Origin of the sequence: Rufibacter sp. LB8, from assembly GCF_014876185.1 — a bacterium.
GTDB lineage: Bacteria > Bacteroidota > Bacteroidia > Cytophagales > Hymenobacteraceae > Nibribacter.
In genome coordinates this window covers 3,075,966-3,099,477 of sequence record NZ_JADALJ010000001.1, presented here as the reverse complement: position 1 = coordinate 3,099,477, position 23,512 = coordinate 3,075,966, and the positions used below count along the sequence as shown (strand labels likewise).

The following is a 23,512-nucleotide window of genomic DNA, read 5'->3' as shown; positions in this document are numbered from 1 at the left end:
ATCCGTTTCTCTCACAAATATTCTTTACCTTTGCAGACGTTTAGATTAGAGTTTGATGCAGATTGAAGTTCTTAAATCCAAGATACACCGGGCTAAGGTAACGCAGGCGGAATTACATTATGTGGGGAGCATTACCATAGATGAAGATCTGCTGGACGGCGCCAACATGGTGCCCCATGAAAAGGTGACCATTGTGAACGTGAACAACGGGGAGCGTTTTGAGACCTACATTATTAAAGGCGAGCGCGGCAGCGGCATGATTTGCCTCAACGGTCCGGCCGCCCGCAAGGTGCAGGTAGGTGACATCATCATCATTATTTCCTACGCCCTCATTGATTTCAAAGACGCCCGTTCCCACGAGCCCACCGTTATTTTCCCAGACCAGCACAACCGCTTAGTTTAGCGTGGCGGCCCTGTTCCCTGCATGAAGAAAGTAGTCAACATCCTCAAATATGTGCTGCTGCTGGCGGTGTCTGTCTTTTTGATGTGGTACGCCCTGCGTAGCATCAATTTTGCCGCGGTGCAGAAAGAATTGGGGCAGGTGAACTACTTCTGGATTGGGGCCACGCTGCTTATTTCTGTGGCGGGGTACCTGAGCCGGGCTGTTAGGTGGCGCATGCAGTTCAAGCCGTTGGGGTATCATCCTAGTTTGGGGCAGACGTACCACGCGCTCATGGTGGGCTATCTGGCCAACATTGTCCTGCCCCGGGCCGGCGAAGTAATCAGATGTACTTTTCTCAAGCGCTCGGCCAATGTGCCGGTGAACACGTCGCTGGGCACGGTCATCACAGAACGGGTGCTGGACTTGCTGCTGCTGGTGAGTTGCATTGGGCTCACGCTGCTGCTGGAGTTTGACCGCCTGCACGGGTTTTTTGAGGAAATCTTCTCGTCTAAATACAAAGGCCTGGAAGCCAACCTGCAAACGCTCTACATTCTAATGGCCGTAGGCCTGGCCGGCGCGCTCATCATGGGTTGGTATATCTTCAAGAACATCAAACGCCTTCGGCAAAACTCCCTTTTCAAGAAAATAAGCCACTTCATGCGGGGCATCTGGCAGGGCATTGCTAGCGTGCGCAAGATGGACCAAAAGGGCGCGTTCGTTTTCCACACTTTGTTTATTTGGTTCACCTATTTCCTGACATCTTACCTGGCGTTTTTTGCCATGCCGGGCACCAGCCATTTAACCTGGCAGGCGGGCATGGCTATTCTGGTGGTAGGCGGCATTGGCATGTCGGCGCCGGTGCAGGGCGGCATTGGGGTGTACCATATTCTGGTGCGCACGGCTCTGTTGTTGTATGCCATTCCGCTAGACACGGGCATGGCCTATGCCTTGCTGGTGCATACCACGCAGGCCATTCTGGTAGTGACCATGGGCGTGATCAGTTTGCTGGTGAGTTTGGCCAACAACAAGAAAACAGCGGCGGCGCTAACGTAGCAGTCATACTGTTTTTTTCCGTTTTCGGGCTCATTTCTGGAAACGGAGCCAAAAACAGGATTTCCCCAATTTCTTCCTCTCGGCCCAACTTCATACTAAGAAGACCTTTTCTTCGTATTATTTCTAAGAGCTTGCTTAAATTTTGATTTTGCCAGCGAAAACTGGGAGCGAAAGGTTCTGGCGAAGCGTTTTTTGAGCAGCGTAGCAGCGCTACGGTGAGAGAAAAAGGAGATGCCAGGTTCTTTTGATGCCTGTTTGCAGCGCAAAAGACAAATTAAAACATGCTCTAACTACCGCTTTACCTCAACAGAAACATGCTGCCTTCACAGGAGAAAATTCTTACGCTACACCAACTGCTGCCCCAACTTGAAACCTGGCGGGCGAACGGGGAGAAAATAGTCTTCACCAATGGCTGCTTTGACATTGTGCACGTGGGCCACGTAGACTACCTGGAACGCGCCCGTCTGCTGGGCGACAAACTGGTGCTGGGCCTCAATACTGACCAATCTGTCAGTACGTTAAAGGGGCCTAACCGCCCATTGCAAGACGAAATGTCACGCACACGGGTCATGGCAGGGTTTTGGTTTGTAGACGCGGTAGTGCTGTTTGCCCAGGAAACGCCGTATGAACTCATCAAAGCCGTGCAGCCAGACATTTTGGTGAAAGGCGATGATTACACCGTGGAGAAGATAGTGGGGCATGACGTGGTCCTCCAGAACGGGGGCCAGGTTAAAACCATTCCGTTGGTGAAGGGGTATTCTACTACACAGGTGGTGGCGAAAGCCGTGGCCAGCCAGCACCCTAACCTTTAAACGTAAGATACTATGGGAGGCATTTGGATTATAATGATTGGCATGATGCTGGTGTCAGCACTTGTCAGTTGGACCTTGAAAAGCAAATTTGAGAAGTACTCTAAACTGGGCTTGAGCTCTGGCCTAACAGGCCGGGAGATAGCCGAACTCATGCTCGCCGACAACGGCATTACCGATGTGCGCGTGATTTCCACGCCCGGCCGGTTAACTGACCATTACAACCCGGCAGACAAAACCGTGAACCTGAGCGAGGCCGTGTATGATAGCCGAAGCGCCGCCGCCGCGGCCGTAGCCGCCCACGAGTGCGGGCACGCCGTGCAGCACGCCAAAGCGTATACCTTCCTGAAGTTCCGGTCGGCCATGGTGCCGGCTTTGAGCGTGGCCAGTAAATATATGCAATGGATTCTGTTGATAGGCATTCTGTTGATTCAGACCACCGTTCTGCCGTTGGCTATTGGCGTGGCGCTGTTCGCGTTGACTACCTTGTTCAGTTTTATCACCCTGCCGGTGGAATTTGATGCCAGCAAGCGCGCCCTGGCCTGGATGGACACGCGCGGCGTGGTGACGGTACAGGAGCACGGCATGGCCAAAGACGCCTTGAAGTGGGCCGCCATGACCTATGTGGTAGCCGCCATCGGTTCCCTGGCAACGTTGCTGTACTACGCATCCTTCTTGCTGGGCCGCAGAGACTAGAACCTTCTTCGGTAAATTCTGTTAAAGAGGTCAGTGAAAGCTGACCTCTTTTTTTATGCCGTGAATTTGCCAAAGGCTGGTTTTGCGAACTAAGCAGGGTGAATTTCCTGGAAACCTGGTGGGGCAGCGCGCTTTCCGTTTTTGGCCCCGTTTCTGGAAATGAGCCCGAAAACGGAAACTTAGGCGGCCATTCTTAAGAGCGCCAGGGCTTTTGCCGTAGCTCCTACAAGTTTCAGGAGGTAAGCGCTTTATAGAAACCAAACAAATGTTAGCTTTGTGAAAGATTGTTGTGGAAATGTGCTGCTTGCATACTAAATTTGTAAATAGCACCTTGCATCAGAAATTTCCCTTTACCATTTAGGACTTTTAGATATGGACTTTAAACTGACTGAAGAACACCTAGCCGTACAAGAGGCTGCCAGAGACTTTGCCCAGACTGAACTGTTGCCCGGCGTGATTGAGCGCGATGAGCACCAGAAATTCCCTGCAGAGCAAATCAAGAAAATGGGCGAACTGGGCTTTATGGGCATGATGGTAGACCCCAAGTACGGCGGCGGCGGCATGGATACCGTTTCTTACGTGCTGGCCATGGAAGAAATCTCTAAGGTAGATGCCTCGGCGTCTGTAGTCATGTCAGTGAACAACTCTTTGGTATGCTGGGGCCTGGAGAAATATGGCAACGAGGAACAGAAAATGAAATACCTGCCGCGTTTGACGTCTGGCGAAATCATTGGCGCGTTCTGTCTTTCTGAACCGGAGGCTGGGTCAGACGCCACCATGCAGCGCACCACCGCCGAAGACAAAGGCGACCATTACCTTTTGAACGGCACCAAAAACTGGATTACCAACGGCAGCACGGCCTCTGTGTATTTAGTGATTGCGCAGACCAACCCAGAATTGCGTCACCGCGGCATCAACGCGTTAATCGTGGAGAAAGGCATGCCTGGTTTTGAAGTTGGATTGAAAGAAAACAAGCTTGGCATCAGGGGCTCAGACACGCACTCTCTCATGTTCACCGATGTGAAAGTGCCCAAAGAAAACCGTATTGGCGAAGACGGCTTCGGGTTTAAGTTTGCCATGTCTACCTTGAACGGTGGCCGCATTGGTATTGCTTCTCAGGCTTTGGGTATTGCGTCTGGCGCGTATGAGCTGGCTTTGAAATATTCAAAAGAGCGCAAGGCGTTTGGCGTTCCCATCTCGCAGCACCAGGGCATTCAGTTCAAGCTCGCCGACATGGCCACCAACATTGACGCCGCCCGTCTGTTGTGCCTGCAGGCCGCCGCTGATAAAGACGCACATCGGGATTATTCAAAGTCTGGCGCCATGGCCAAATTGTTCTCGTCTAAAGTGGCCATGGACACCACAATTGAGGCGGTTCAGATACATGGCGGGTACGGCTTTGTGAAAGAATACCACGTGGAGCGTTTAATGCGCGATGCCAAAATCACGCAAATTTACGAGGGAACCTCTGAAATACAGAAAATAGTAATCTCCAGGGAAATCTTAAAATAGAAAGGCCCTTTACGATGGGTAGGGGTTGAAAAGCAGGTATATAGTAATACCTGTTTTATAAATATTTTCCAAAGTATTTTGATAAATTAAAAGATAAGTGCTAGTTTTAAGCCGACAGACAACTTAAAAAAGGAATAAAACCCACAATCCTTAAGCTAGTACCAGTACATGGAAGATTACAATAAAATTATTGAATCGCTGAAGGTGCGTTACATCAAGTCTAAAAACCTGGTGTTGCAGCAGCCTTTGACAGTGCGTAATTACTATGATGTAGGTAACAACTTAATTCTGGTGCACAACGGCATCGTGGCCTTCGGCGACGATAAGCAGGTAGTAGAAGAGGGGCAACTGCTCTTTATACCGGGCGGGCGCAGCACCAAAATTTACTACGGTGACACAGAAAGCCGTGTTATCTCCAATGATGACTACATCACCACAAAAGACAAGTTCTTCAAGAGCAACTCAGACCTGGACCTAATCGGTGAAGCCGATGACAGCCACAGTTTTGTGAGCTTTGAGGCCAAAGTGTTTGACTCTGTGAACTTTTTCACCTCGCTGGAAGTGCCGGCATTTGTGATTACCAGCAACAAACTGGCCACGCTGGTGATTAAAGTGGTGGAAGAAAGCATGCAGGAGCTGCCGGGCAAGGAGCGTATCATTAGCCTGTACACTGAGCAATTGGTGGTGGAACTGATTAGATACATTCTGCGGAACAAGATGTTTGTGGAGCAATTGGCTACCAACAGCACCTATTTCAAAGACCCGCGCCTCATAGACCTTTTCAACTACATCAAAGAGAACCTGGGCGGCGACTTGTCTAACAAAGTGCTCAGCAACGTAGCCAACGTGTCTGAAGACTATGTAGGACAGTACTTCAAAATGCTGACCGGCATTAACCCGCAGGACTACATTGAGTACCAGCGCATGGAGCGCGCCGTGTTCTTGCTGCGCACCACCAAGAAGAGCATCAGAGAGATTGGTAAAGACGTAGGCTATAAAGACACCGCCTATTTCTGCCGCCGTTTCAAGATGATGTTTGGTATACCCGCCGGTAAAATGCGCCGCCGTGAGTCATCTATGAACGTGTAGAAATTCTTACATACAACCTATCAAGAAAGCCCGCCAAAAGCGGGCTTTTCTGTTTTGGGGCTCGTTTCCGGAAATGAGCCCAAAAACGCATGGTGTTAAGTGCTTTGGAGCTGTGCCATGTTCTGCAGGAGACGCTGTTTCCGGAGCCAGGCCCGCGCGGTGGCCATGTCTGCGAAGATTTCGGCTTCAAACGCCGTCACATGCTCATAGAAGATGTCGGCGGCGGCCTCAGCGAAGGTTTCTGGTTTCACCACCAGGGCGTAATGTTGCAGTCCGGCGGCGGCGGCCTGCGGTACCCAGTGTTCCAGCACCCAGTCAAGAGAGTGGTTCCAGGAGCCAACCATGGCGCGGGTGTCTATAAGAATATCACTATACCCGGCATCTTGCAGCGCTTCTGTGTACGCCGAAATGCCTTTTTTAATGGCTTCCTGGGTGGAGTAGCCCTGCCAGGTGGCCAATACCCATTGGTTCTGAGAATCTGGGCTAATAGTTAAATATACATTCCCGAAGGCATTCACAAGTTCAGTAGTCATAACAAAGGTTTTAAAGGGTGAACGTCCAGCTGCCGGCACCCCTACCAATGTCAGGAGTGCTGTTGGGTGCTGGAGAAAATAGACCGGTGGCATCCAGAGGCGTTGCCCTGTTTTTGGCTTCGTTTACAGAAATGAGGCCAAAAACGGGCTTTTCCCTTTGGTGCCTGCCAGGCCAACTTTTGGCCAGACAGAAACGGTGTAATGCTCATAGGGCAAAATCGCCGGCGGCCTCTGGTTGGTAAATGACTTCCTCCACTTCATAGTTGAGGGTGCGTCCGGCTACCTCGCAGGTGATTTCCTCGGCTACCTTGTGGCCTAAAATGGCAGCGCCCACCGGGGCTAGTACAGAAATCTTGCCAGAAGCCAGATTCGCGTCTTTGGGGTACACCACAGAGAGTTCCAGGCGCGTACCGCTCTTCTTCTCGCGCAGGCGCACCAGGGAGTTCATAGTCACCACATCTATGGGCACTTGCTCAGCGGGAATAATGGAGGCTTGGCGCAGGCCGCGGCAGAGGTTGTCTACCAGGCCCACGTTGCCTTGTGAGCGCTGGGTCTGTACTAATTGGTGCAGGCGTTCATAGTCTTGCTCGGTTACAAAAATGGTGTTCATACAAGTATAAGGGTTAAATTGAAAAAAGGCTTCGGCAACCCCAACAGAACTTCCTGCCTGATTTGGAGACAGGCGAAGGATGATGGGATGCAGAAGCAACGGTTAGAAAATGCAGGAAAAGAAAAGCCCAGTCTCAGACATCAGCAGCACGCGCACGGCGGCCACTGCCTACCTGAGGCCAGATAAAATAGACGTGGCCGGAAGCTCCCGGCTTAGTTAATAAAAGCTTTGGGTGACGCGAAAAAGAAAAGGCAATACCCGTTCAGCACATCACGCTGGGAAGCATGTTGTGACGCAGCCACCAAACCCAGGAACGGGTTGGAGAGCAAGAAGCGCATCTGACGGAAACTTGGGTACATAAATTTCTGAGTAATCTACAAGGTAGTCAGAAACTGGCAGAAAAGCAAGAGAACAAGACGTTAATAGCTGGTTTCCTGGGGTAAAGCCACGTTGAAACGCGCTTTCACGGCGCTCACCTCTGAGATAAACTGTGGCTGTTTCTCAATGTGGTTGCCCACCACCAGTACATCGGCGCCGGCTTTCCAGGCGGCTTCCGCTTTGTCTGGGGTGTTTACGCCGCCACCCACCAGCAACGGCACAGATACCGCTTGCCGTACCGCCTGAATCATAGCAACGCTCACCGGGTACATGGCCCCGGACCCAGCGTCTAGATACATGTGCTGCAAGCCCAGCATTTGCCCGGCCAGCGCGGTGCAGGCGGCAATAGAAGGCTTGTCATTTGGGATAGGGGTGGTGCCGCTCATGTAAGAAGCCGTGGTCTGCCTGCCAGAGTCTACCAACATATAACCCGTGGAATATAAAGGCAAACCGCTTTTCTGGAGCAAAGGCGCGGCGGCCACGTGCTGCCCAATCAAAAAATCAGGATTCCGACCGGAAATAAGAGAAAGCAACAGAAGCCCGTCAGCGGCGGAGTCAATGTAGAGGCCGCTGCTGGGGAAAAGAATGACGGGAATGGCGCTGTGCTGCTTGATGTACTGCACAAACGAGGTCTGGTCTGGGTTAGAGATCAGACTGCCGCCCATGAAAAAGTAATCTACCTGGTGCTGGTGGCTCAGGGCCAGAATCTCCTGGCAACGGGCCACGGTTAAATGGTCTGGGTCCAGCAGCACCGCCAGTTGTTTTCTGTAGGTGGTGGTGCCGCTGGTGCCAGAGGTGAAAATGCTAGAACGAGGAAGCAGGGTCATCTAAGGTTTGGTCTGGCTGTAGGGCATAGGTCTGGCTGGAGGCGTCGTCCACCACCACCGCCGGTTCTGGTGCGGCTGGGGTGTGCAGGCGCTCCTCAATCATTTTGGTCAGGTACACCATTAAAATAGCGGCCAGCTGCTGCTCTACCAGTTTCATGAGGTCAGACTTGAAGAAGGCCATCAGCTTTGACTCTTCCTTGCGTTTTCCGCCGGCGGCCACGGTGCCCGTGCTGGGGTGGTACACGGCTGGGTAGGTGCGCTCAATGGCGCTGTACAAGGGCTCATCATCTTCTATGTCTGGAATGGTAGAGATCCAGGCACGGTCTTCGGCGACTTTGAACTTGGCGGCTTTGAGGCGCTTGGCTTTCTTGCGTTCGGTTTTGGCCTCACCGCCGCTGTGCAGGGCGCGGCTCAGCAGATAAATGCCGCCCAGCAGCCCGCCGGCAATCAGCAGGTTCTTGCCAATCTGGGTAGACTGTTCTTTGAGGTCGGCCACATCTGAGAGAAGGGCGTTTTTATATTCTTCTTTCTGGCGTTCCAGGAATTCGCGCTGGTCTTCAAAAAGCGGATTGGTTAGTTCACTCATGGTAACAGATGGAGGTTAGATAGTTTGCTCAGATTCATCAGATTTATAAATGGTGTTCTTGAAGGCTTTGTCTGCCATGCCTCTGAACACCTTCTTGTCAAGGCCCACCAGTAAAATGACGAGCAAGATAAGATAAAAAAGTGTGACAATCCCGAAGCCCCAGTAGGAACTGTCCAGCGCGTCATTGAGCAGCAGCGCAATAAACACGTTGAGGAACAGGAGCACCATCAAGGCCACCAGGCCCAGCAGCACGCCGTGGATGGTACTCACAAAAATTTCTTTCAGTTTGGTCTGGAGGTCCAGCTTGATCAGGTCCAGGCGGGTGTCAATGTACCCCATCAGGTTGCTGATGATGCTGTCGGTCTTGCTTTTGTCTTCGGTTGCCATAGTTTTATTGAGGTTGGAACAGGTGGCCATGCGCTGGCACAGCTGTATATTTTTTCTAAAATGGGTCGCCCACAAAATCCCTTACGCAAATGTGCCGCTTCTGGATAACCTGCTCTGGCGCGCGTTGTTCCTGTTTTTGGCCTCATTTCTGGAAATGAGGCCAAAAACAGCGCAGCTCATAGCCGGGCACCGCTAGTTTAACGTTATTTTTGCAGACCGGGGCTAACAGAACCTTAACAGATTGAGCAAGAATTACTACCATATCTTAGAAGTAAGCCCCACGGCCACTGCGCAAGAAATCAAGGCCGCGTACAAACGCCTGGCGCTCAGGTTTCATCCAGACAAGAACCCGGGCAGCCCCCACGCCGAGGAACGGTTCAAGCAAATCAATGACGCCTACCAGGTGCTTTCCAACCCCCGCCGACGCGCCGCCTTTGACCAGCAGCAGGACTATGAACGGCGCCAGCGGCAGGCGGCCGCCTACACCAATCCCCGCTACCACCACACGCGCCCACCTGCCGGGTTCAAAGAACGCCATTACCAGCAACGCGCGCAGCACCAGCGCCGCCTGTCTAAGAGAGACATTAAAATTGCGCTGGGCGTAGTGCTGTTGGTGGTGTTGCTGGTGCTGGGCCTGAAACTGGGATGGGACAGCATGGCCGAGGGCAGGGCGTTCAAGCAGGCCCAACAGGCCGCCGCCAACGGGGAGTGGTCCCAGGCCGAGGCCGCTTATTCTACGTATTTGATGTATCAGCCAGAGGCCGGGAAGGCACGTCTGCAGCGCGCCGCCATCAGGCAGCGCCATTTGCAGGACCCGCAGGGCGCCGCCATTGACTATAGTTACCTGATCAACAGCAGCCAAAACCCCAGCCCCGCTTGGTTTGTAGCCAGAGGCGATTGTTACCTGGATGAGAAAAAAATGCTGGATGCACTGCTTGATTTCGAGATGGCGTTGAAGCTGGATTCTACCTTGGTGACCGCATTTAGAGGGCGGGCCCTGGTGCACTTGCAAATGGAAGATGACTGGCCCGCGGCCATCCAGGACCTCACCGTTTTCCTCAAACACCCCACCGGAAAGGCAGCGGCCAAAGTAGAAGCCTATCTCTACCGCGCCTACGCTTTTTACCGAACCCAGGAATATGATCTGGCCTGGCAAGACACAGAAGCCGCCCTCGCCGCCGATGCCTTCAACGCCAAAGCATTTTACCTGCAGGCCGTCATCTCCCGTGCCCAAAATGGCGATAATTCCCTCACCTGCGACTTGTTAACCAAAGCCGCCCAACTAGGGTTTGCCATGGCCCAGGAAGAAAAAGCCAGGTATTGTCAGTAACCTGAAAGCGGATGCCCACCCCTAACTCATCATTCAACAGGAAGAAAGCTTTCTGCTGAAACTTGCGTTTTAGGGCTCTAAACTGGAAACGGAGGCCAAAACGCAGCTGAGAGTTTTCAATTTCTGGCTTTGTATTCGGCTTACAGGATAGGTGTTGTCCGGAGTCTTCCTTAAGTTGTTCGGAGTCTTCCGGAGGGTGACTCCGAACTGCTGGAGTGGAAGTCTCTGACTTTCTGGTGGCTAACTGAAAAAGGGACCTGCCTGAAAACAGCTTTTCAAATTCATATGCGACTTCTGCTGAAATGCGGTTCCTTCACTTGTCCGGACCAGAATTCCTGCTTTGTCATCATAAATTTCAACCAGCCTTGCGGAAGATTTTCACTAGCTGCTTTCTCTAAAGGCGAAGTGCGTTTTCGGGCTCTAAACTGGAAATGGGAGCGAAAACGCAAGTGGGTGCGTGATTAAAAATGTGCAAGAAGTGGAACGGCACAAGCGCTTCGGCTGTAGCCAGTGCTTTCCTGAAAGATACTTCGTTTCCAATAAGTGATTTGCAAGAAAGTGTTGCTTCAAATAGCTAAAGTTCAACGAATTAAATTGTTTGTAGCAATAATGGCAAAGAAGGTTTCCTGAATGATAGCGTAGGGGTAGCGTGAATATAACATGTCAGTAATATTGTACAGGTACTTTTGTGCAAGATCATCTGAGTAAAATGAAACGCGTCTCCTTCCTGCTTTTGCTATTCCTGCTTTTTTCTGCCATTGGCTGCGAAGAGCTATTTGAATACCACCCCAACCAAGTCAGGCTCACTGCCAGCGAGCGGAACCTCACCCAGAAAAACCTCAATCGTCTACAAACCCAGACGCCCAAAGACACCCTTCGGTTACTGGTCATGGGCGACACGCAGCGGTTTTATGATGCCACCGTAGACTTCGTGGAAAAGGCCAACTCCATCCCAGACATTGATTTGGTGGTGCATTTGGGTGACATCTCAGACTTTGGGCTATCACAGGAATTCAAATGGGTGCATGACATCATGAAGCGCCTGAAATACCCGTACCTCACCGTGATTGGCAACCATGACATGCTGGGCAACGCCCGCACCGTGTACCAGCAGATGTACGGCAACTTCAACTATTCTGTGGTCTACGGGCACACTAAGCTGGTTTTTATAGACACCAACGGCCGCGAGTACGGGTTCAACGGGCAGGTGCCTGACCTTACCTGGCTGCAGCAGGAACTCCAGCCCGCGCCAGAGGCAACGTGGTCGCAGGCCGTGGTGCTGTCGCATGTGCCCCCGTTTGACGGCGATTTTGACCAGCAATTGGAGCTGCCGTACCACCGCACCTTGGCAGAAAGCAAGGTAGTGCCCTTAAGTCTGCACGGCCACCGCCACGGCTGGATGACCGAGACCAAATATGATGACCCTTCCATTCTCTACCACGTGACCACCACCGTTAAGAAAAGGGGGTTTACCCTGCTCAAACTCTGGAAAGGCGGCTACCAACTAGAAAGAATAGACTACTGATATGAACGTGCATCGTAACTTACTGCTGCTGGTGGTCGGTCTGTTTTGGAGCGCCGCCGCCCACGGCCAAGACGTGGCAGATTCTGTGGCAACACCAGAGAAACCACTAAGTTCTTTTTACCTCAAAACCCAGTTTGCGGGCAGCATTGGGTTGGTCTCGGTGGGTGTAGGCAAGCAATCTTTCAACCGAAGGCTGGAAACCGATCTGTCGTTCGGCTACCTGCCCAAGCGCTTCGGCGGCGACCGGCTGTACACGGCGGCGTTCAAGTCTACCTTTTTCCCCATCAAACCTGTTCCGGTACGTACCCTTGACTGGCAGCCGCTGAGCCTGGGCATGCAGATCAGTTATACCTTTGGTGATGATTTTTTTGCCTCTGAGCGTTTTCTGGCCCGGTACCCCAACCGGTACTACCGCTTTTCCACGGCCATTCACTACTACCTCTTTGCGGGTGGCCAGGTAAACCTTACGCGCGTGTCCAGGCTGCGCCGGTTTAGCGGCTATTATGAAGTGGGCACCATGGGCGAATATCTGATTTCCTACATCCAGAACCCAGCATACCTGAGTCCGGCCAAAATCTTCAACCTGGCACTGGGCGTGAAAATGCGCCTCTGACAACCAACTGCGTTTTCGGCCTCCATTTTCAAAATGAAGCCAAAACCAGGAACGTAAAAGCCTCCCTGGCCCAATCCAAGGAGGCTTTTACGTAGCCAGCCAGCCAGATCCTAAACGGGCTGCCCAAACGCTGTTATTATTTGCCGAACACCTTTTTGAGCAATTCTGTGGTGCGGGCCGCCGGGTTCTGGCGAATGTTCTGCTCCTCCTGGGCCACCACCGTGAACAGGCCGTCCATGGCTTTCTGGGTGGCGTAATCCTCCAGGTTGGGGTTCACTTTCTGCACCAGCGGTATCTTGTTGTACGCCGTGATAAGCGTATTGTAATACTGGGTGGCGTTCACCTTGTTCAAAGAATTCTGAATGATAGGCTGGAATGCTTCCTGTAATTGGGCAGACGTGGTGCGGCGAAGGTATTGCGTGGCGGCATCTGGCTGACCTTTGAGAATAGCGGCCGCGTCTTGTATGGTCATCTGCTTGATGGCGTTCAGGAAAATGGGCTTGGCCTGGGTGGCAGCGTCTTCGGCGGCGCGGTTGAGGGCCATCACAAACTTGTCTACCTCACTGCCCATGCCCAGCTGCCGCAACCGGTCCTCCACGCGCTTCACGTCTGGCGGAAACGGGATCTTAACGTTGGGATTTTTATAGAAACCATCGGCTAATGAAAGCGCGTCTGACCCTTTGCTCACGCCAATTGACAAGGCTTCTTTGAGCGCGGCGCCAATGTCAGTTGGGTTGGTGGCCGAAGGGTTGTTGACAATCTGCTTGAGTTTGCCCAGGTCTTTGAGGTTTACTTGGGCAAAGGCGGTCTGGGCCAGGAAAAACACGCCTAGCAAAAGGAAAAATCTAGAAGCGGAAGAAGGTAACATCATGGGTGTACAAGTAAGAGAAAGGCCTTTAAGAGAGCCTGTTGCCAGTAATAACCCAAAGTAAGCATTTATATTGTGGGCAGGCCGCACTTTGGTCCGGGAGAAATAAATTCACCGGCGCAGACACTAAAAAACCAGAGAAAAGCGTAAAATAGGGGTGTCAACAGGCCGAAGCAGGATGATGGAAGTGAAGGAGTTTAGCCAAATGCCGCTCTGCGAGCAACTTGAGTATGTGCAAAGCACCGGGCGGTACCTGCACGCCCGCTTAAAAGGCTGGTGCCACATCAGTCTGTATTTTGTGGGCTCGTTTTACGTGGAAGTCTGGCTTCTGGAACACTGCGGCAGCATTGCCCTGGTTCGTACGTTCACGTCACAGCAGCAACTGGAGCCCTACCTGCACACCACGTCCATGGAGAACCTTTTGAAAGAACTGGTCTAGCCCAAATACCGCACGTATTCCTCAGGTTTCAACCAGCGTAGTCTTCAGACCCAGCCATTGGTCATTTTCTGCTTTTCCCACCACATAGGCCTGCACCTGTACATTTCCCAATCTATAGACCGTGAGTTCCTGCAAGTTGCTTTCCAGCCATTGCACCAGTGCGGTAAACCCTTGCGCCAATTCTGCGCCAGCCACGTCTTCGCGCACCATATTCCTGAAAAAGTAAGGCACGGTGACCTGCTCCACGGGTTGGTCAGAAGTCAGGCCTTGGGCCGACAGAAAATCAGAAGGCGTTTGGGCCGAAGTGCCCATTGGCAATTCAAAGGGTTCAAGCAGAGATTCGCTCTCGCTTATAAAAAGCAGGCCTTGCACCTGTTGGCGTAACTCAGAAAGTAGACCTGACATAGTATCTGAAGATTAGAGCATGTTTAAATTTGTCTTTTGCGCTGCAATATGGCATCAAAAGAACCTGACTTCACCATTTTCTCGCACCATAGCGCTGCTATGCTGCTCAAAAATGGCTTCGCCAGAACCTTTCGCTCCCATCTTTCGCCTGCAAAATCAAAATTTAAATAAGCTCTAAGATAAAACCGATGGCAGACCCACCATCGGTTTTAAGAAAAGAGAATTATTGGGTGGGGCCGTTGTCTACGCGGGCCTCAATGGTGCTCTGCACGGTGGCAGACACGTTAGACAGCAAGTTGTATCCGGTGGCGGACTCAATGGCGTCTACGGTAGTGCGGTAGGTGCCCCAGGTGCTGCTGATGCTGGTAGAGTTGGGTGTGTTCACGGCAATCACGCGGGTGCTGCTGGTGATGCGGCTCACGTCGCCGGTGCCGTTGGGCAACACTACTATCACTTTCCAGATGCGGTTGGGCACGGTGACTTTGCCGGCGGCCAGGGTTTCTTTGTAGCCGTTCAGCCCGGTGCCTCCTTTGCCATAGCTACCCATGATGATGTAGAGTTCGTTGCCTGCATTGATCAAGGTGCGGCAGTAGTTCTCAAGACCGGCCCAGGTCTGCTGGTTGTTGGTGCCCGCCTGCGGAATCATGTTAGACATCAGGAACGTGGCTGAGTTGTCTGCCACCGTGAGCGTGCGGTCGGCTGAGGGGCAGTTGTGGCCCCGGTCAAACCCGCTGCCGGTGTAATCTGCCGACGTAACGCGGTAGAAGCTGCTGGGCAACGAAGTGTCTGCCCTGAAATCATCCTGGCGCGGCGTGCTGCCCACCCAGGCGCTGCTCAAATGCCAGCTCACCCAGTTGGGCGTGCCCCGGTAGCTGTTATACGACATCACAAACTGCGGCTTACTCACCAGGTAATTGCTGTAGCTGGTGCCCGCGCCGCTGGGATTGCCCAGGGCCAGGTGGCTGTCTTTGGTGGCGGTGGCGTCAGAAGCCGTGGTCTGGCTGATGCCTTGGTTGGGTTCTACGTACTCCGTGGAACAAGAAGCGCCGAAGCCCAGTACCAAGGCAGCCAGCAAAGATCTGTACAAGTGTTTCATAAGGGGAAGGGTTGGTTAGTTGGTGAAAGAAAGATAGCAAGGGCGCCCGCATAAATAATGCACACGCAGTAGAATTATATCCGGCTTTTTAGTGGCTCAGTTTGATGGGGGTTTGGCCGATGTTTTTCGCGGGTATAGCAGGTTTCCCCAGGCATATCAAACGCCCAATTTAAGGCTTCTGTGCGGTGTGGTTGGCTAAAAAGGACGTCAGCAGAGGCAGGCGCTGGCAAGCAATGGAGGTAAACTCAAAATTTTAACAGGCTCTGAATTCAAATGTGAGTAAGTTAGGGCTGCCGTTCTAAGAAAGGGAATCGCCCATGGGTTTGCCGGGCGCAGAGAGACACCACCATGCAACAAGAGTCAACGTACCAGGCGGCCCGTTCCGTGGCCAAGGCTGTAGAGGCCCATTTCACGCAACACCATGCGCTGGAGGTCCAGAGCGGCATGGCCGGCGCGGCACCCACGCCCTCGGCACACATCATTGAAGCTATCTTAGATGCCGCCTTCTGGGCCAGCCTGCGCAAAGAAGAAGGGCATTCGCCTAAAATATCCCTGGCGTTTCTGCCACCTGAGCTGGCCGGCAAGCCGTTGGTGTTTGAGCACCGGTTTCCGCTCACGCCCACCATTCTGGCCAAGCTGGCACCGGGGGTGGAACGGGCGGGCATTCACCTGGGCGTGTGGTATGAGGGCGAACACCTCTATCTCTGGGGCACCACCCAAACGGTCATGAGTTATTGCTTTGTGTTGGATGTGTCTGAGCCGGGCCTGCTGGTGGTCAAGCACCGTCGCGACGACGGGCTGGGCAAATTCGCGAACGTGGCCGTGCTCAAAGGCGACCAAATCAAACTCATTGACGAACACAGCGCCAGCCTACCCGACTGCCCCGGTCTCATGAAGCCGCTTCTGCATATCACCACGCCCTTCGCCGGTGATAATTCTGTGAACGTGCTGGTACAGTTGGCGGTGTCTATGCGGGCGCACGGGCGCGGGGGCACGCTGCTGGTGGTGCCCAGTGACTCCCTGGCCTGGCGCGAATCTATTGTGCAACCTATACTGTACTCCATTTCCCCGGCGTTCTCGGGCCTGGCTGAACTCATGAAAGGCGCCGAGGTAGAGCAAACGCAGACTCCGTGGCTCACCGCGCTCACCCAGGAAGTGAAAAGCCTGGCGGGCCTCACCGCCATAGACGGCGCCACCGTGGTCAATGACCGCCACGAACTCCTGGCCTTCGGGGCGAAGATCACGCGCCGCGACGGCTATGCGCCCCTGGAAAAGATCATGACCACTGAGCCCATTCTGGGCAACGAGCCCGTCATTATTCACCCCACCCAGAACGGCGGCACCCGCCATTTCTCCGCGGCCCAGTTTGTGCACGACCAACGCGACGCCCTGGCCCTGGTAGCCTCCCAAGACGGCCGCTTCACGGTCTTCAGCTGGTCGCCCTGCGAGCACATGGTGCACGCGCATAGAATTGACAGTTTGCTGTTGTAGGGGGAGAGTAAGATGAAAAGGGGGATTCTTTCAATATCAGCTGGTGCTAAATATTTTAGCAGATTAGACTTTTTAGCAAGTGTTTAACTGGTAAGATATCCCCCTGATTTCTTACCTTTGGTATATAGCAGAATCACCTTTTTTATACACGAATGATAAGCGAGCAAGAGCTACGTATCAAATACTCTTTTTCAGGCCATGAGTCCTTTCAATGTAGACAGCTTTGGTTGAAGAAGGGATTTGACTATATAAAAGCAGGAGGGTCCTTCCACAGCGAAAGTGCGGTGGTTGATTTGGGCGTTGGTAAGAACATGGTAGCCTCTATCCGTTATTGGTTGAAAGCTTTCAACATAGTAGACAGCAAAGATGAGGTTACTGAATTTGGAGAGTCTCTTTTTAGTGATAAAGGTTTTGACCCGTTTTTGGAAGACAGTGCAAGCCTGTGGCTGTTGCATTACCAACTAGTAAGCAAAGGATTAGCGTCTTCTTATTTTCTGATTTTTAATGAGTTCAGAAAAGAAAAGATGCATTTCAACAAAGACACTTTTGTCAATTACGTAAAACGAAAAGCAGAAACAGAAAAAGGATTGAGTTTCAATCCTAAGACAGTTGGCGATGATTTTGATGTTTTCCGTAAATTGTATCTATCTGGCAACGAGGATTCAAAGAATGGAATAGAAGATAGCTTTTCTGGGATATTAACGGAGTTGGGCTTGTTGAAGTCAATGATGCAAGTAAAAGAGGAAAATGGCAAGAAGATAAGGTATGATCTATTTTATATAGAGAATACAGAGAGGTTGGCTCTTCCGGCGGAAGTACTCCTTTATGCCATCTGCTCAAATCCTGCCTATGGTGCTTCCATAAGTTTACACAGTTTAGAGAATGATATTAATAGCCCAGGAAACATCTTTGCGCTAAATAGATCAGGCTTAGTAAGTAAAATTGAAGAAGCTGTTGAAGCATATTCTTTTATCACATACACAGACCAAGCAGGTATTAAAGAATTGCAGTTTAAAAAGGAAATAGCGCCTTTAGAAATTCTCAAATTGTACTATGCAAAATAATTTTACGCCTTCTATAAATATCATAAGAGATACTGAGAAGGACTTTTTCTATATACCTACTCCTAACGCAAAGCGTGTGGTTGGGCAAATGGTAGATGATTTTAGAAAAGGTACCCGGGCTTTTAACCTGATTGGGTCTTACGGTACAGGTAAGTCTTCCTTTCTACTTGCACTGGAGCAAAGCTTAAAAGGTGTCAAGCCTTATTTTAATGCTAAGTTCATGCAAGAGCCTAATTTTGAGGTTATCAAAGTTGTAGGTTCTTTCAACAGCATTATTGAGATACTAGCTTCTACTTTGGAAATTAAAGCGGAGCAAAATCTGCCAGAGAATGTTTTGTCTGAAATTTACAACAGATACCATGACCTAGGCGAAAATGGATTGTTGTTCATTGAGATAGATGAATTTGGTAAGCTGTTAGAATATGCGGCTCAGAACAATCCTGAGCAAGAGCTATATTTTGTGCAGCAGTTAGCAGAGTTTGCCAATAACCCTGAATACAACATTGTCTTAGTAACTACAATACACCAGGGGTTTGAAAGCTATGCCTATGGCCTTACACCTGCTCAGCGGCAGGAATGGACAAAAGTAAAAGGCCGCTTCAGAGAAATTACGTTTAATGAGCCGGTAGAACAGCTGCTTTTTCTTGCAGCAGAGCACATAGATGCAGCCACTAAATTCAAAGCTCCAAAGGAGAGCGTTGAAGATGCACATGAAATATTTGCAAACTCTAAAGCATTCCAAAATACTGCATGCAGCAATGAAATTAGTGAGAAGGTATTCCCGCTAGATCTCTTTGCTGCCAATATTTTGACATTATCTTTACAGCGGTATGGGCAGAATGAGCGGTCATTGTTTTCGTTTTTGGAAGCAACAGACTATACGAGTATTGCAAGGTTCAGAAAAACAGAAGCCCCTTTCTATAATTTGGCAAATGTTTATGATTATCTAAGCTTTAACTTCTATTCATTCCTTACTTCGAAATATAATCCTGATTTAACAGCTTGGGGATCTATTAGAACTGCGCTAGAGCAAGTAGAAAATAGCTTTGAGAATAATTTAGAAGCATATTCCAGAATAGTAAAATCAATTGGGTTATTAAGCATCTATGCAGCTGCGGGTTCAAATCTAAACAAGAGCTTCTTAGTTGCATACTCTACTCTCTGTTTAGGAATTCCAGAGGCAGAGGTTTTGATAAATGATTTAGAATCTAAGTCAAAGCAAATTATTAGGTACCGTAATCATAGTAAGCGGTACATTTTGTTTGAGGGAACAGATGTAGACATAGAAGGAGAGTTAATTAAAGCGGCAGACACTGTCAATGAAATCACAGATGTTAAAACTGTCCTTGAAAAATACTTGGAGCAAGAGCCAGTATTAGCTAAATCATATTTTTACTGGACAGGCACTCCGCGGTACTTCAGTTACCAGATTAAAGAAAATCTTGAAGCAGACATTCCACAAGGAGAAATGGATGGTTTCATTAACCTTATCTTCAATGAGAAATTAAGCATAGAAGAAGTTCAAGAGGCATCTAAGGAGCAAAAGGAAGCAGTACTCTATGGGTATTTTAAAAACTCAAAAGAGATAAAAACTCTTCTGTATGAGATTGAAAAAACCGAGAAAGTCTTACAAGGGAACCGGGATGACAAGACAGCTAAAAGAGAATTAGAGAATATTATTCTCCATCAAAAGAAGTTGCTTCAGCATTACATTGATAGAAATCTTTTTGGTGAGAAAAGCGCAGTTGCTTGGTTTTGGGGTGGTAAAGAATGGAAGCTTGAAGATAAGAAAGCCTTTGTTGTACTACTCTCTACCATTTGTGTTGATGTATATCCAAGCACGCCAAAATTCAATAATGAATTAGTCAACAAACATCGTATTTCAGGGGCTATACATAGTGCAAAAAGGAATTACTTTAAAGCACTGGCTAACCACTGGATGCAAGTAGATCTTGGTTTTCCAGCAGATAAATTTCCTGCAGAGAAAACCATTTACATTACCTTGCTTAAGCAGAATGGACTTTCTCCTTACATAGATGTAGCAGGGCAAGATATAGCTGTTACAGAAAAGTCCTCTTTCAAAGCCTTATGGGATTGCTCACTTAACTTCTTAGGAAAAGCAAAGCAGGAGAAGACTAACCTTACTGAATTTATAGAGGAGTTGAATAAACGGCCTTTAAAACTAAAACAAGGGTTGATAGGCTTTTGGGTACCTACTTTTCTTTTCTTGAAAAGGAACGATTTGGCACTCTTTGGTGAGAATGGTTACATCCCTGTTTTAAATGATGAGATCCTAGAACTTATTTCTAAAGAGCCTAAGGCTTTTTGGGTTAAGGCGTTTGACATTGAAGGAGTTAAACTTGATATCTTCAATAGCTACCGCTTGTTTTTAAACCAGGAAATAAAAGAGAAAGTTGACAACCAGACGTTCATCCAGACCATTAAGCCTTTTTTAACCTTTTACAGAGACTTACCCGCATATTCCAAAAACACCAAGCGCTTAAGCAGAGAGGCATTGGCTATACGCGCAGCCATTACTAAATCAGAAGATCCTGAGAAAACCTTCTTTGAAGATTTTCCTAGTGCATTGGGTATTTCTTTTAGCCAATTAAAGACTGATTCTATTAGTTTAAATGACTATATCAGTACCTTGCAAAATGCTATAAGAGAGGTGAGAACCAGCTATGAAGGTTTAGTAAATAGAGTAGAGGACTTCATTCAAGATGAACTACTATATGAACGCTACTCTTTTGAAGAGTATAAAAATAAATTACAGCTGCGTTATAAAAAGCTGAAGAAGCATTTGCTCTTGCCTTATCAAAAGACATTTATCCAGCGCTTAGACTCAGCTTTAGATGACCGTAAGGCGTGGCTGAACTCAATAGTTCAGGCAGTAGTAGGCAAATCATTAGAGAACTTGAAAGATGAGGAAGAAATTCTGCTGTATGAAAAGTTCAAGACCTTAATCTTAGATTTAGATAGCCTAACTGTACTCTCTCAATCTGAGATTAATGAAGAGAAAGAAGAAGTGCTAGGTCTTCAGTTTGATTCCTTTGCAGAAGGTGTTACCCGCAGTACCCTTAGACTACCAAAGACCAAAAGTGAGGAGATAGAAGTTATCAAGAGATCTATAGCAGAAGCGCTTTCAAAAGACAATAGCTTAAACATAGCTGCATTAGCCAAGCTTTTAAAAGAAATAATATCCAAATGAGTAATGTACGGCATGTATTAGGCATTTCAGGGGGCAAAGACAGTGCCGCTTTAGCTATTTATCTAAAACAGAACTATCCAACTTTAAATATTGATTACTACACTACAGATACAGGTAAGGAGTTAGATGAAACTTATCAGTTAATTGAGAACCTAGAAGTCTATTTAGGGAAAAGGATTACATTATTGAAAGCTGCCGAAGGAAGCCACGTGGACTCTTTTGATCATTTTTTGAAAATGTATGGTGGCTTTTTACCTTCTTCTAACTCTCGTTGGTGTACCAAAAAGCTTAAACTAGAACCTTTTGAGAAGTACGTTGGCAATGACTTGGTAGTCTCTTATGTAGGCATTAGAGGAGATGAAGATAGGGAAGGATATATATCAAAGAAAACTAATATCCAGTCTATCTTCCCCTTTAGAAAGAATATCTTTAGTGAAGATGTGATTAACAAGTTTGTTAATAATAACAATATTGGAAAACTTATTGCTTTAACTGATTGTGTAGATCTTGGGAGTAGAAGAGACAAAATTATTGACATACTAGCTAAGCCGATTGCTTTGAACTTCAATCAGCAAAGCAAAATAGATCAACTTTTTAATCAAGGAATCAAAGAGACCAATAGACTCATCTTTGAGTTTCTTAAATCCACAGAATATCCTTTAGCGCAGGAAGAAGATTTTCCGCTCCTAGATAATGAAGAGATTCTATTAAGAAATGATATCTTTAGGATTCTTGAAGAGAGCGGAGTAGGCGTCCCAGCCTATTATAAGAAAATTGATTTTGAGGTAGGTGATAAGAAAGGGCAATATGCTAGAAGTCGTTCTGGTTGTTATTTCTGCTTCTTTCAACAAAAAATAGAATGGGTATGGTTATATGAGCAGCATCCAGAGTTATTTCAGCAAGCTTTAGAGTATGAAAAAGCAGGTTATAACTGGAGCCAGGAAGAAACCTTGTCAGAATTAATTCAGCCTGAAAGAGTAAAGCAAATCAAAGAAGACTATATTAAACGGCAGGAACATAATCAATCTAATTTAAAGTCCTCATTTCTTTTAGATATTCTAGACGATTCTGAAGCAGAAGGGTGCGCTGCTTGCTTTATATAAGCATAAAACAACAATTCTATTAAAATACAAGATTAGTTCTGTAGTTAATTGGGATTTGTTTTATCAAAATGAATTTAGCATAAATTAAATATAATATAAAGTAAATTTAAATATGATGGTTCAAACAAACCAAAATGAATCTAAACTAATTATAAAGCTAAAAACTTCTTTTTCAGAAACTTTTAGATTAAGTCGATCTGGGTTAAATCAAATTTTGAATGCCTTAGTTTCTGCTAATAATAAAAACAACATTAAACCTACTGATAAAGTACTACAAGAAAATACTACTCTTGGACCTAATCAAATAACTTCTAATGTAAACTATGCTCGTGGTTGCGGTTTAATTAAAAGGGACGGCACTATCACTGATTTTGGAAAACTTGTTATTGAAAATGACTTAAACTTAAGTCTAGTCGAAACTCAATGGCTTTTACACTACTTTATTTCAGTAGAACATGGTTTTGGCCCCAAATTCTGGGGTAGTATAGTAACAACTAGATTCCTTTTAGGTAACTCATTAAATAAAAATGAAATCAGCGAATCAATCAAAGCTGAAAGCATAGGGTCAGAAGAAAAGGAGCTTGCATCCGGAACATATGAAGCAGCAGCCACTGCTATACTAGGGAGTTATTCTGCTGAAGACGGATTAAATAAATTAGGACTCCTTGTAGGACCAGAAAAAAACCAATATTTTGTTAGAATGCCTCAATCAATTCCTACTAATGTTTTCGCCTGCATTTTAGCGGATTACTGGCAGGCTCATTTTCCTACTTCAGCTTCCCTAGACGAAGAGGTTCTAACTAGAAGTGAATTGCCTAAAATACTATTATTAGGGGTAGATGGCTTTAATGCAAAGCTAGCAGAGTTAGCGGCACCACATATTGGTTTAATACAGAGACAGCGGCGTTTTGACCCTCCCCAAATTTTGCGTAGGTGGTCAGACACAGCCTCCCTATGGGAATCGCTTTATGCCTAATCATATTATTTTCTTACATGTCAACAACCGCCACTTCTGCCCCAAATAAATTAATTAAGCTTGCGAACTCTCTTCGGGGCCATACGGCTCCTAGGGTACGCACGGCTTTAATTGCTTTAAATAAAGATGAATATTTTACTGCCCCTGAGACTTGGGCTTCCAGCCTATTTTTAGAGCCAATTCATTTAAGTTTACACGTTGCGGAGAAATGCCAGACCTATGGCCATGTAGGCTTAAGTCCCACTCAATTATTAGAGTATATACTGAATTTATTACCAAATAATGACAACCCAGACCCTATGGAACCTGGAGTTTGGATTTGGGGAATTGATATTCTTTTAGCCAAGCTATCAGAAAATGAACGCACTATATTTTGGAGTAAGCTACACGGTATGGCTTCTTACCGCCCACCCATTGTTGTAGCCATACCATCTAACTTATTATCTCGTTTTGGTCCACCTGAGCCAGAATCTACTTGGGGCACTCAACGTTTTCTGTCTTTGACATAGTTTTAATAAAATATTAAGCA

General features: G+C 48.2%; 24 protein-coding genes. 16 read left to right on the top strand and 8 right to left on the bottom strand.

Annotation, left to right across the window (positions count from 1 at the left end):
* Nucleotides 1-55: 55 nt before the first annotated feature.
* From panD to IMY23_RS13020, 6 genes are all read left to right on the top strand, one after another.
* On the top strand, nt 56-403 hold the full coding sequence (panD, locus tag IMY23_RS13045) for an aspartate 1-decarboxylase (RefSeq protein WP_192822506.1): 348 nt from the start codon (nt 56-58) through the stop codon (nt 401-403).
* A gap of 21 nt (nt 404-424) precedes the next feature.
* On the top strand, nt 425-1,435 hold the full coding sequence (locus IMY23_RS13040; protein ID WP_192822505.1) for a lysylphosphatidylglycerol synthase transmembrane domain-containing protein: 1,011 nt from the start codon (nt 425-427) through the stop codon (nt 1,433-1,435).
* A 314-nt stretch (nt 1,436-1,749) separates the two neighbouring features.
* Complete coding sequence (gene rfaE2, locus IMY23_RS13035; protein ID WP_192822504.1) at nt 1,750-2,247, top strand: D-glycero-beta-D-manno-heptose 1-phosphate adenylyltransferase; 498 nt, start codon at nt 1,750-1,752, stop codon at nt 2,245-2,247.
* 12 nt (nt 2,248-2,259) lie between these two features.
* On the top strand, nt 2,260-2,940 hold the full coding sequence (locus tag IMY23_RS13030; RefSeq protein WP_192822503.1) for a zinc metallopeptidase: 681 nt from the start codon (nt 2,260-2,262) through the stop codon (nt 2,938-2,940).
* 372 nt (nt 2,941-3,312) lie between these two features.
* Nucleotides 3,313-4,452, top strand: a complete 1,140-nt coding sequence (locus tag IMY23_RS13025; protein ID WP_192822502.1) for an acyl-CoA dehydrogenase — start codon at nt 3,313-3,315, stop codon at nt 4,450-4,452.
* Between the two features lie 168 nt (nt 4,453-4,620).
* A complete protein-coding gene (locus IMY23_RS13020) occupies nt 4,621-5,541 on the top strand; it encodes an AraC family transcriptional regulator (RefSeq protein ID WP_192822501.1) in 921 nt (306 codons plus the stop codon).
* A 95-nt stretch (nt 5,542-5,636) separates the two neighbouring features.
* Here the strand turns inward: IMY23_RS13020 and IMY23_RS13015 are convergent, their stop codons facing one another.
* The 5 genes from IMY23_RS13015 to IMY23_RS12995 form a co-directional block, all read right to left on the bottom strand.
* Nucleotides 5,637-6,074: an STAS/SEC14 domain-containing protein gene (locus tag IMY23_RS13015; RefSeq protein WP_192822500.1), complete on the bottom strand. Its 438-nt coding sequence runs from the start codon at nt 6,072-6,074 to the stop codon at nt 5,637-5,639.
* Nucleotides 6,075-6,279: 205 nt separating this feature from the next.
* The gene (gene rnk / locus IMY23_RS13010) at nt 6,280-6,684 is read right to left on the bottom strand and encodes a nucleoside diphosphate kinase regulator (RefSeq protein WP_192822499.1); all 405 of its coding nucleotides are present in this window, start codon (nt 6,682-6,684) and stop codon (nt 6,280-6,282) included.
* A 419-nt stretch (nt 6,685-7,103) separates the two neighbouring features.
* Nucleotides 7,104-7,889 carry a geranylgeranylglyceryl/heptaprenylglyceryl phosphate synthase gene (locus tag IMY23_RS13005; RefSeq protein WP_192822498.1) on the bottom strand — a complete coding sequence of 262 codons (786 nt, stop codon included), beginning with the start codon at nt 7,887-7,889 and terminating at the stop codon, nt 7,104-7,106.
* Nucleotides 7,867-8,475, bottom strand: a complete 609-nt coding sequence (locus tag IMY23_RS13000; RefSeq protein WP_192822497.1) for a hypothetical protein — start codon at nt 8,473-8,475, stop codon at nt 7,867-7,869. The genes IMY23_RS13005 and IMY23_RS13000 overlap by 23 nt, the downstream gene beginning before the upstream one ends.
* A 15-nt stretch (nt 8,476-8,490) precedes the next feature.
* Nucleotides 8,491-8,862 carry a phage holin family protein gene (locus IMY23_RS12995; RefSeq protein WP_192822496.1) on the bottom strand — a complete coding sequence of 124 codons (372 nt, stop codon included), beginning with the start codon at nt 8,860-8,862 and terminating at the stop codon, nt 8,491-8,493.
* A gap of 241 nt (nt 8,863-9,103) precedes the next feature.
* Between IMY23_RS12995 and IMY23_RS20210 the strand changes: the two genes are divergently transcribed.
* The 3 genes from IMY23_RS20210 to IMY23_RS12980 all read left to right on the top strand — a co-directional run bounded on the left by IMY23_RS20210 (nt 9,104) and on the right by IMY23_RS12980 (nt 12,330).
* On the top strand, nt 9,104-10,192 hold the full coding sequence (locus IMY23_RS20210; protein WP_192822495.1) for a DnaJ domain-containing protein: 1,089 nt from the start codon (nt 9,104-9,106) through the stop codon (nt 10,190-10,192).
* Between the two features lie 709 nt (nt 10,193-10,901).
* Complete coding sequence (locus tag IMY23_RS12985; protein ID WP_192822494.1) at nt 10,902-11,717, top strand: metallophosphoesterase; 816 nt, start codon at nt 10,902-10,904, stop codon at nt 11,715-11,717.
* 1 nt (nt 11,718) lies between these two features.
* Complete coding sequence (locus IMY23_RS12980) at nt 11,719-12,330, top strand: hypothetical protein (RefSeq protein ID WP_192822493.1); 612 nt, start codon at nt 11,719-11,721, stop codon at nt 12,328-12,330.
* Between the two features lie 136 nt (nt 12,331-12,466).
* Here IMY23_RS12980 and IMY23_RS12975 read toward each other — a convergent pair whose 3' ends face one another.
* Nucleotides 12,467-13,198 (bottom strand): DUF4197 domain-containing protein, encoded by a 732-nt coding sequence (locus IMY23_RS12975; protein WP_192823774.1) that lies wholly within the window; start codon nt 13,196-13,198, stop codon nt 12,467-12,469.
* Between the two features lie 178 nt (nt 13,199-13,376).
* Here IMY23_RS12975 and IMY23_RS12970 point away from each other — a divergent pair, with 178 nt between their 5' ends.
* A complete protein-coding gene (locus tag IMY23_RS12970; protein WP_192822492.1) occupies nt 13,377-13,637 on the top strand; it encodes a hypothetical protein in 261 nt (86 codons plus the stop codon).
* 21 nt (nt 13,638-13,658) lie between these two features.
* Here the strand turns inward: IMY23_RS12970 and IMY23_RS12965 are convergent, their stop codons facing one another.
* Both IMY23_RS12965 and IMY23_RS12960 read right to left on the bottom strand, forming a co-directional pair.
* Complete coding sequence (locus tag IMY23_RS12965) at nt 13,659-14,042, bottom strand: nuclease A inhibitor family protein (protein WP_192822491.1); 384 nt, start codon at nt 14,040-14,042, stop codon at nt 13,659-13,661.
* 223 nt (nt 14,043-14,265) lie between these two features.
* Nucleotides 14,266-15,138 (bottom strand): DNA/RNA non-specific endonuclease, encoded by an 873-nt coding sequence (locus tag IMY23_RS12960; RefSeq protein ID WP_192822490.1) that lies wholly within the window; start codon nt 15,136-15,138, stop codon nt 14,266-14,268.
* A 348-nt stretch (nt 15,139-15,486) separates the two neighbouring features.
* On the opposite strand from IMY23_RS12960, the gene IMY23_RS12955 reads away from it, so the two are divergent.
* The 6 genes from IMY23_RS12955 to IMY23_RS12930 all read left to right on the top strand — a co-directional run bounded on the left by IMY23_RS12955 (nt 15,487) and on the right by IMY23_RS12930 (nt 23,492).
* A complete protein-coding gene (locus IMY23_RS12955) occupies nt 15,487-16,629 on the top strand; it encodes a putative sensor domain DACNV-containing protein (protein WP_192822489.1) in 1,143 nt (380 codons plus the stop codon).
* 152 nt (nt 16,630-16,781) lie between these two features.
* Nucleotides 16,782-17,693 (top strand): DUF4007 family protein, encoded by a 912-nt coding sequence (locus IMY23_RS12950; RefSeq protein WP_192822488.1) that lies wholly within the window; start codon nt 16,782-16,784, stop codon nt 17,691-17,693.
* Complete coding sequence (locus IMY23_RS12945) at nt 17,683-20,904, top strand: hypothetical protein (protein WP_192822487.1); 3,222 nt, start codon at nt 17,683-17,685, stop codon at nt 20,902-20,904. Before IMY23_RS12950 ends, IMY23_RS12945 begins: the two co-directional genes overlap by 11 nt.
* Complete coding sequence (locus IMY23_RS12940) at nt 20,901-22,007, top strand: phosphoadenosine phosphosulfate reductase family protein (RefSeq protein WP_192822486.1); 1,107 nt, start codon at nt 20,901-20,903, stop codon at nt 22,005-22,007. Before IMY23_RS12945 ends, IMY23_RS12940 begins: the two co-directional genes overlap by 4 nt.
* Nucleotides 22,008-22,119: 112 nt before the next feature.
* Entirely contained in the window at nt 22,120-22,983 is an 864-nt protein-coding gene (locus tag IMY23_RS12935; protein ID WP_192822485.1) for a DUF4007 family protein, read from the top strand.
* A gap of 17 nt (nt 22,984-23,000) precedes the next feature.
* The gene (locus IMY23_RS12930) at nt 23,001-23,492 is read left to right on the top strand and encodes a hypothetical protein (RefSeq protein WP_192822484.1); all 492 of its coding nucleotides are present in this window, start codon (nt 23,001-23,003) and stop codon (nt 23,490-23,492) included.
* Nucleotides 23,493-23,512: the final 20 nt, after the last annotated feature.

Coding starts and splice junctions, on each gene's coding strand:
- panD (WP_192822506.1), top strand. CDS start 56: ATGCAGATTGAAGTTCTTAAATCCAAGATACACCGGGCTAAGGTAACG.
- IMY23_RS13040 (WP_192822505.1), top strand. CDS start 425: ATGAAGAAAGTAGTCAACATCCTCAAATATGTGCTGCTGCTGGCGGTG.
- rfaE2 (WP_192822504.1), top strand. CDS start 1,750: ATGCTGCCTTCACAGGAGAAAATTCTTACGCTACACCAACTGCTGCCC.
- IMY23_RS13030 (WP_192822503.1), top strand. CDS start 2,260: ATGGGAGGCATTTGGATTATAATGATTGGCATGATGCTGGTGTCAGCA.
- IMY23_RS13025 (WP_192822502.1), top strand. CDS start 3,313: ATGGACTTTAAACTGACTGAAGAACACCTAGCCGTACAAGAGGCTGCC.
- IMY23_RS13020 (WP_192822501.1), top strand. CDS start 4,621: ATGGAAGATTACAATAAAATTATTGAATCGCTGAAGGTGCGTTACATC.
- IMY23_RS13015 (WP_192822500.1), bottom strand. CDS start 6,074: ATGACTACTGAACTTGTGAATGCCTTCGGGAATGTATATTTAACTATT.
- rnk (WP_192822499.1), bottom strand. CDS start 6,684: ATGAACACCATTTTTGTAACCGAGCAAGACTATGAACGCCTGCACCAA.
- IMY23_RS13005 (WP_192822498.1), bottom strand. CDS start 7,889: ATGACCCTGCTTCCTCGTTCTAGCATTTTCACCTCTGGCACCAGCGGC.
- IMY23_RS13000 (WP_192822497.1), bottom strand. CDS start 8,475: ATGAGTGAACTAACCAATCCGCTTTTTGAAGACCAGCGCGAATTCCTG.
- IMY23_RS12995 (WP_192822496.1), bottom strand. CDS start 8,862: ATGGCAACCGAAGACAAAAGCAAGACCGACAGCATCATCAGCAACCTG.
- IMY23_RS12985 (WP_192822494.1), top strand. CDS start 10,902: ATGAAACGCGTCTCCTTCCTGCTTTTGCTATTCCTGCTTTTTTCTGCC.
- IMY23_RS12980 (WP_192822493.1), top strand. CDS start 11,719: ATGAACGTGCATCGTAACTTACTGCTGCTGGTGGTCGGTCTGTTTTGG.
- IMY23_RS12975 (WP_192823774.1), bottom strand. CDS start 13,198: ATGTTACCTTCTTCCGCTTCTAGATTTTTCCTTTTGCTAGGCGTGTTT.
- IMY23_RS12970 (WP_192822492.1), top strand. CDS start 13,377: ATGATGGAAGTGAAGGAGTTTAGCCAAATGCCGCTCTGCGAGCAACTT.
- IMY23_RS12965 (WP_192822491.1), bottom strand. CDS start 14,042: ATGTCAGGTCTACTTTCTGAGTTACGCCAACAGGTGCAAGGCCTGCTT.
- IMY23_RS12960 (WP_192822490.1), bottom strand. CDS start 15,138: ATGAAACACTTGTACAGATCTTTGCTGGCTGCCTTGGTACTGGGCTTC.
- IMY23_RS12955 (WP_192822489.1), top strand. CDS start 15,487: ATGCAACAAGAGTCAACGTACCAGGCGGCCCGTTCCGTGGCCAAGGCT.
- IMY23_RS12950 (WP_192822488.1), top strand. CDS start 16,782: ATGATAAGCGAGCAAGAGCTACGTATCAAATACTCTTTTTCAGGCCAT.
- IMY23_RS12945 (WP_192822487.1), top strand. CDS start 17,683: ATGCAAAATAATTTTACGCCTTCTATAAATATCATAAGAGATACTGAG.
- IMY23_RS12940 (WP_192822486.1), top strand. CDS start 20,901: ATGAGTAATGTACGGCATGTATTAGGCATTTCAGGGGGCAAAGACAGT.
- IMY23_RS12935 (WP_192822485.1), top strand. CDS start 22,120: ATGATGGTTCAAACAAACCAAAATGAATCTAAACTAATTATAAAGCTA.
- IMY23_RS12930 (WP_192822484.1), top strand. CDS start 23,001: ATGTCAACAACCGCCACTTCTGCCCCAAATAAATTAATTAAGCTTGCG.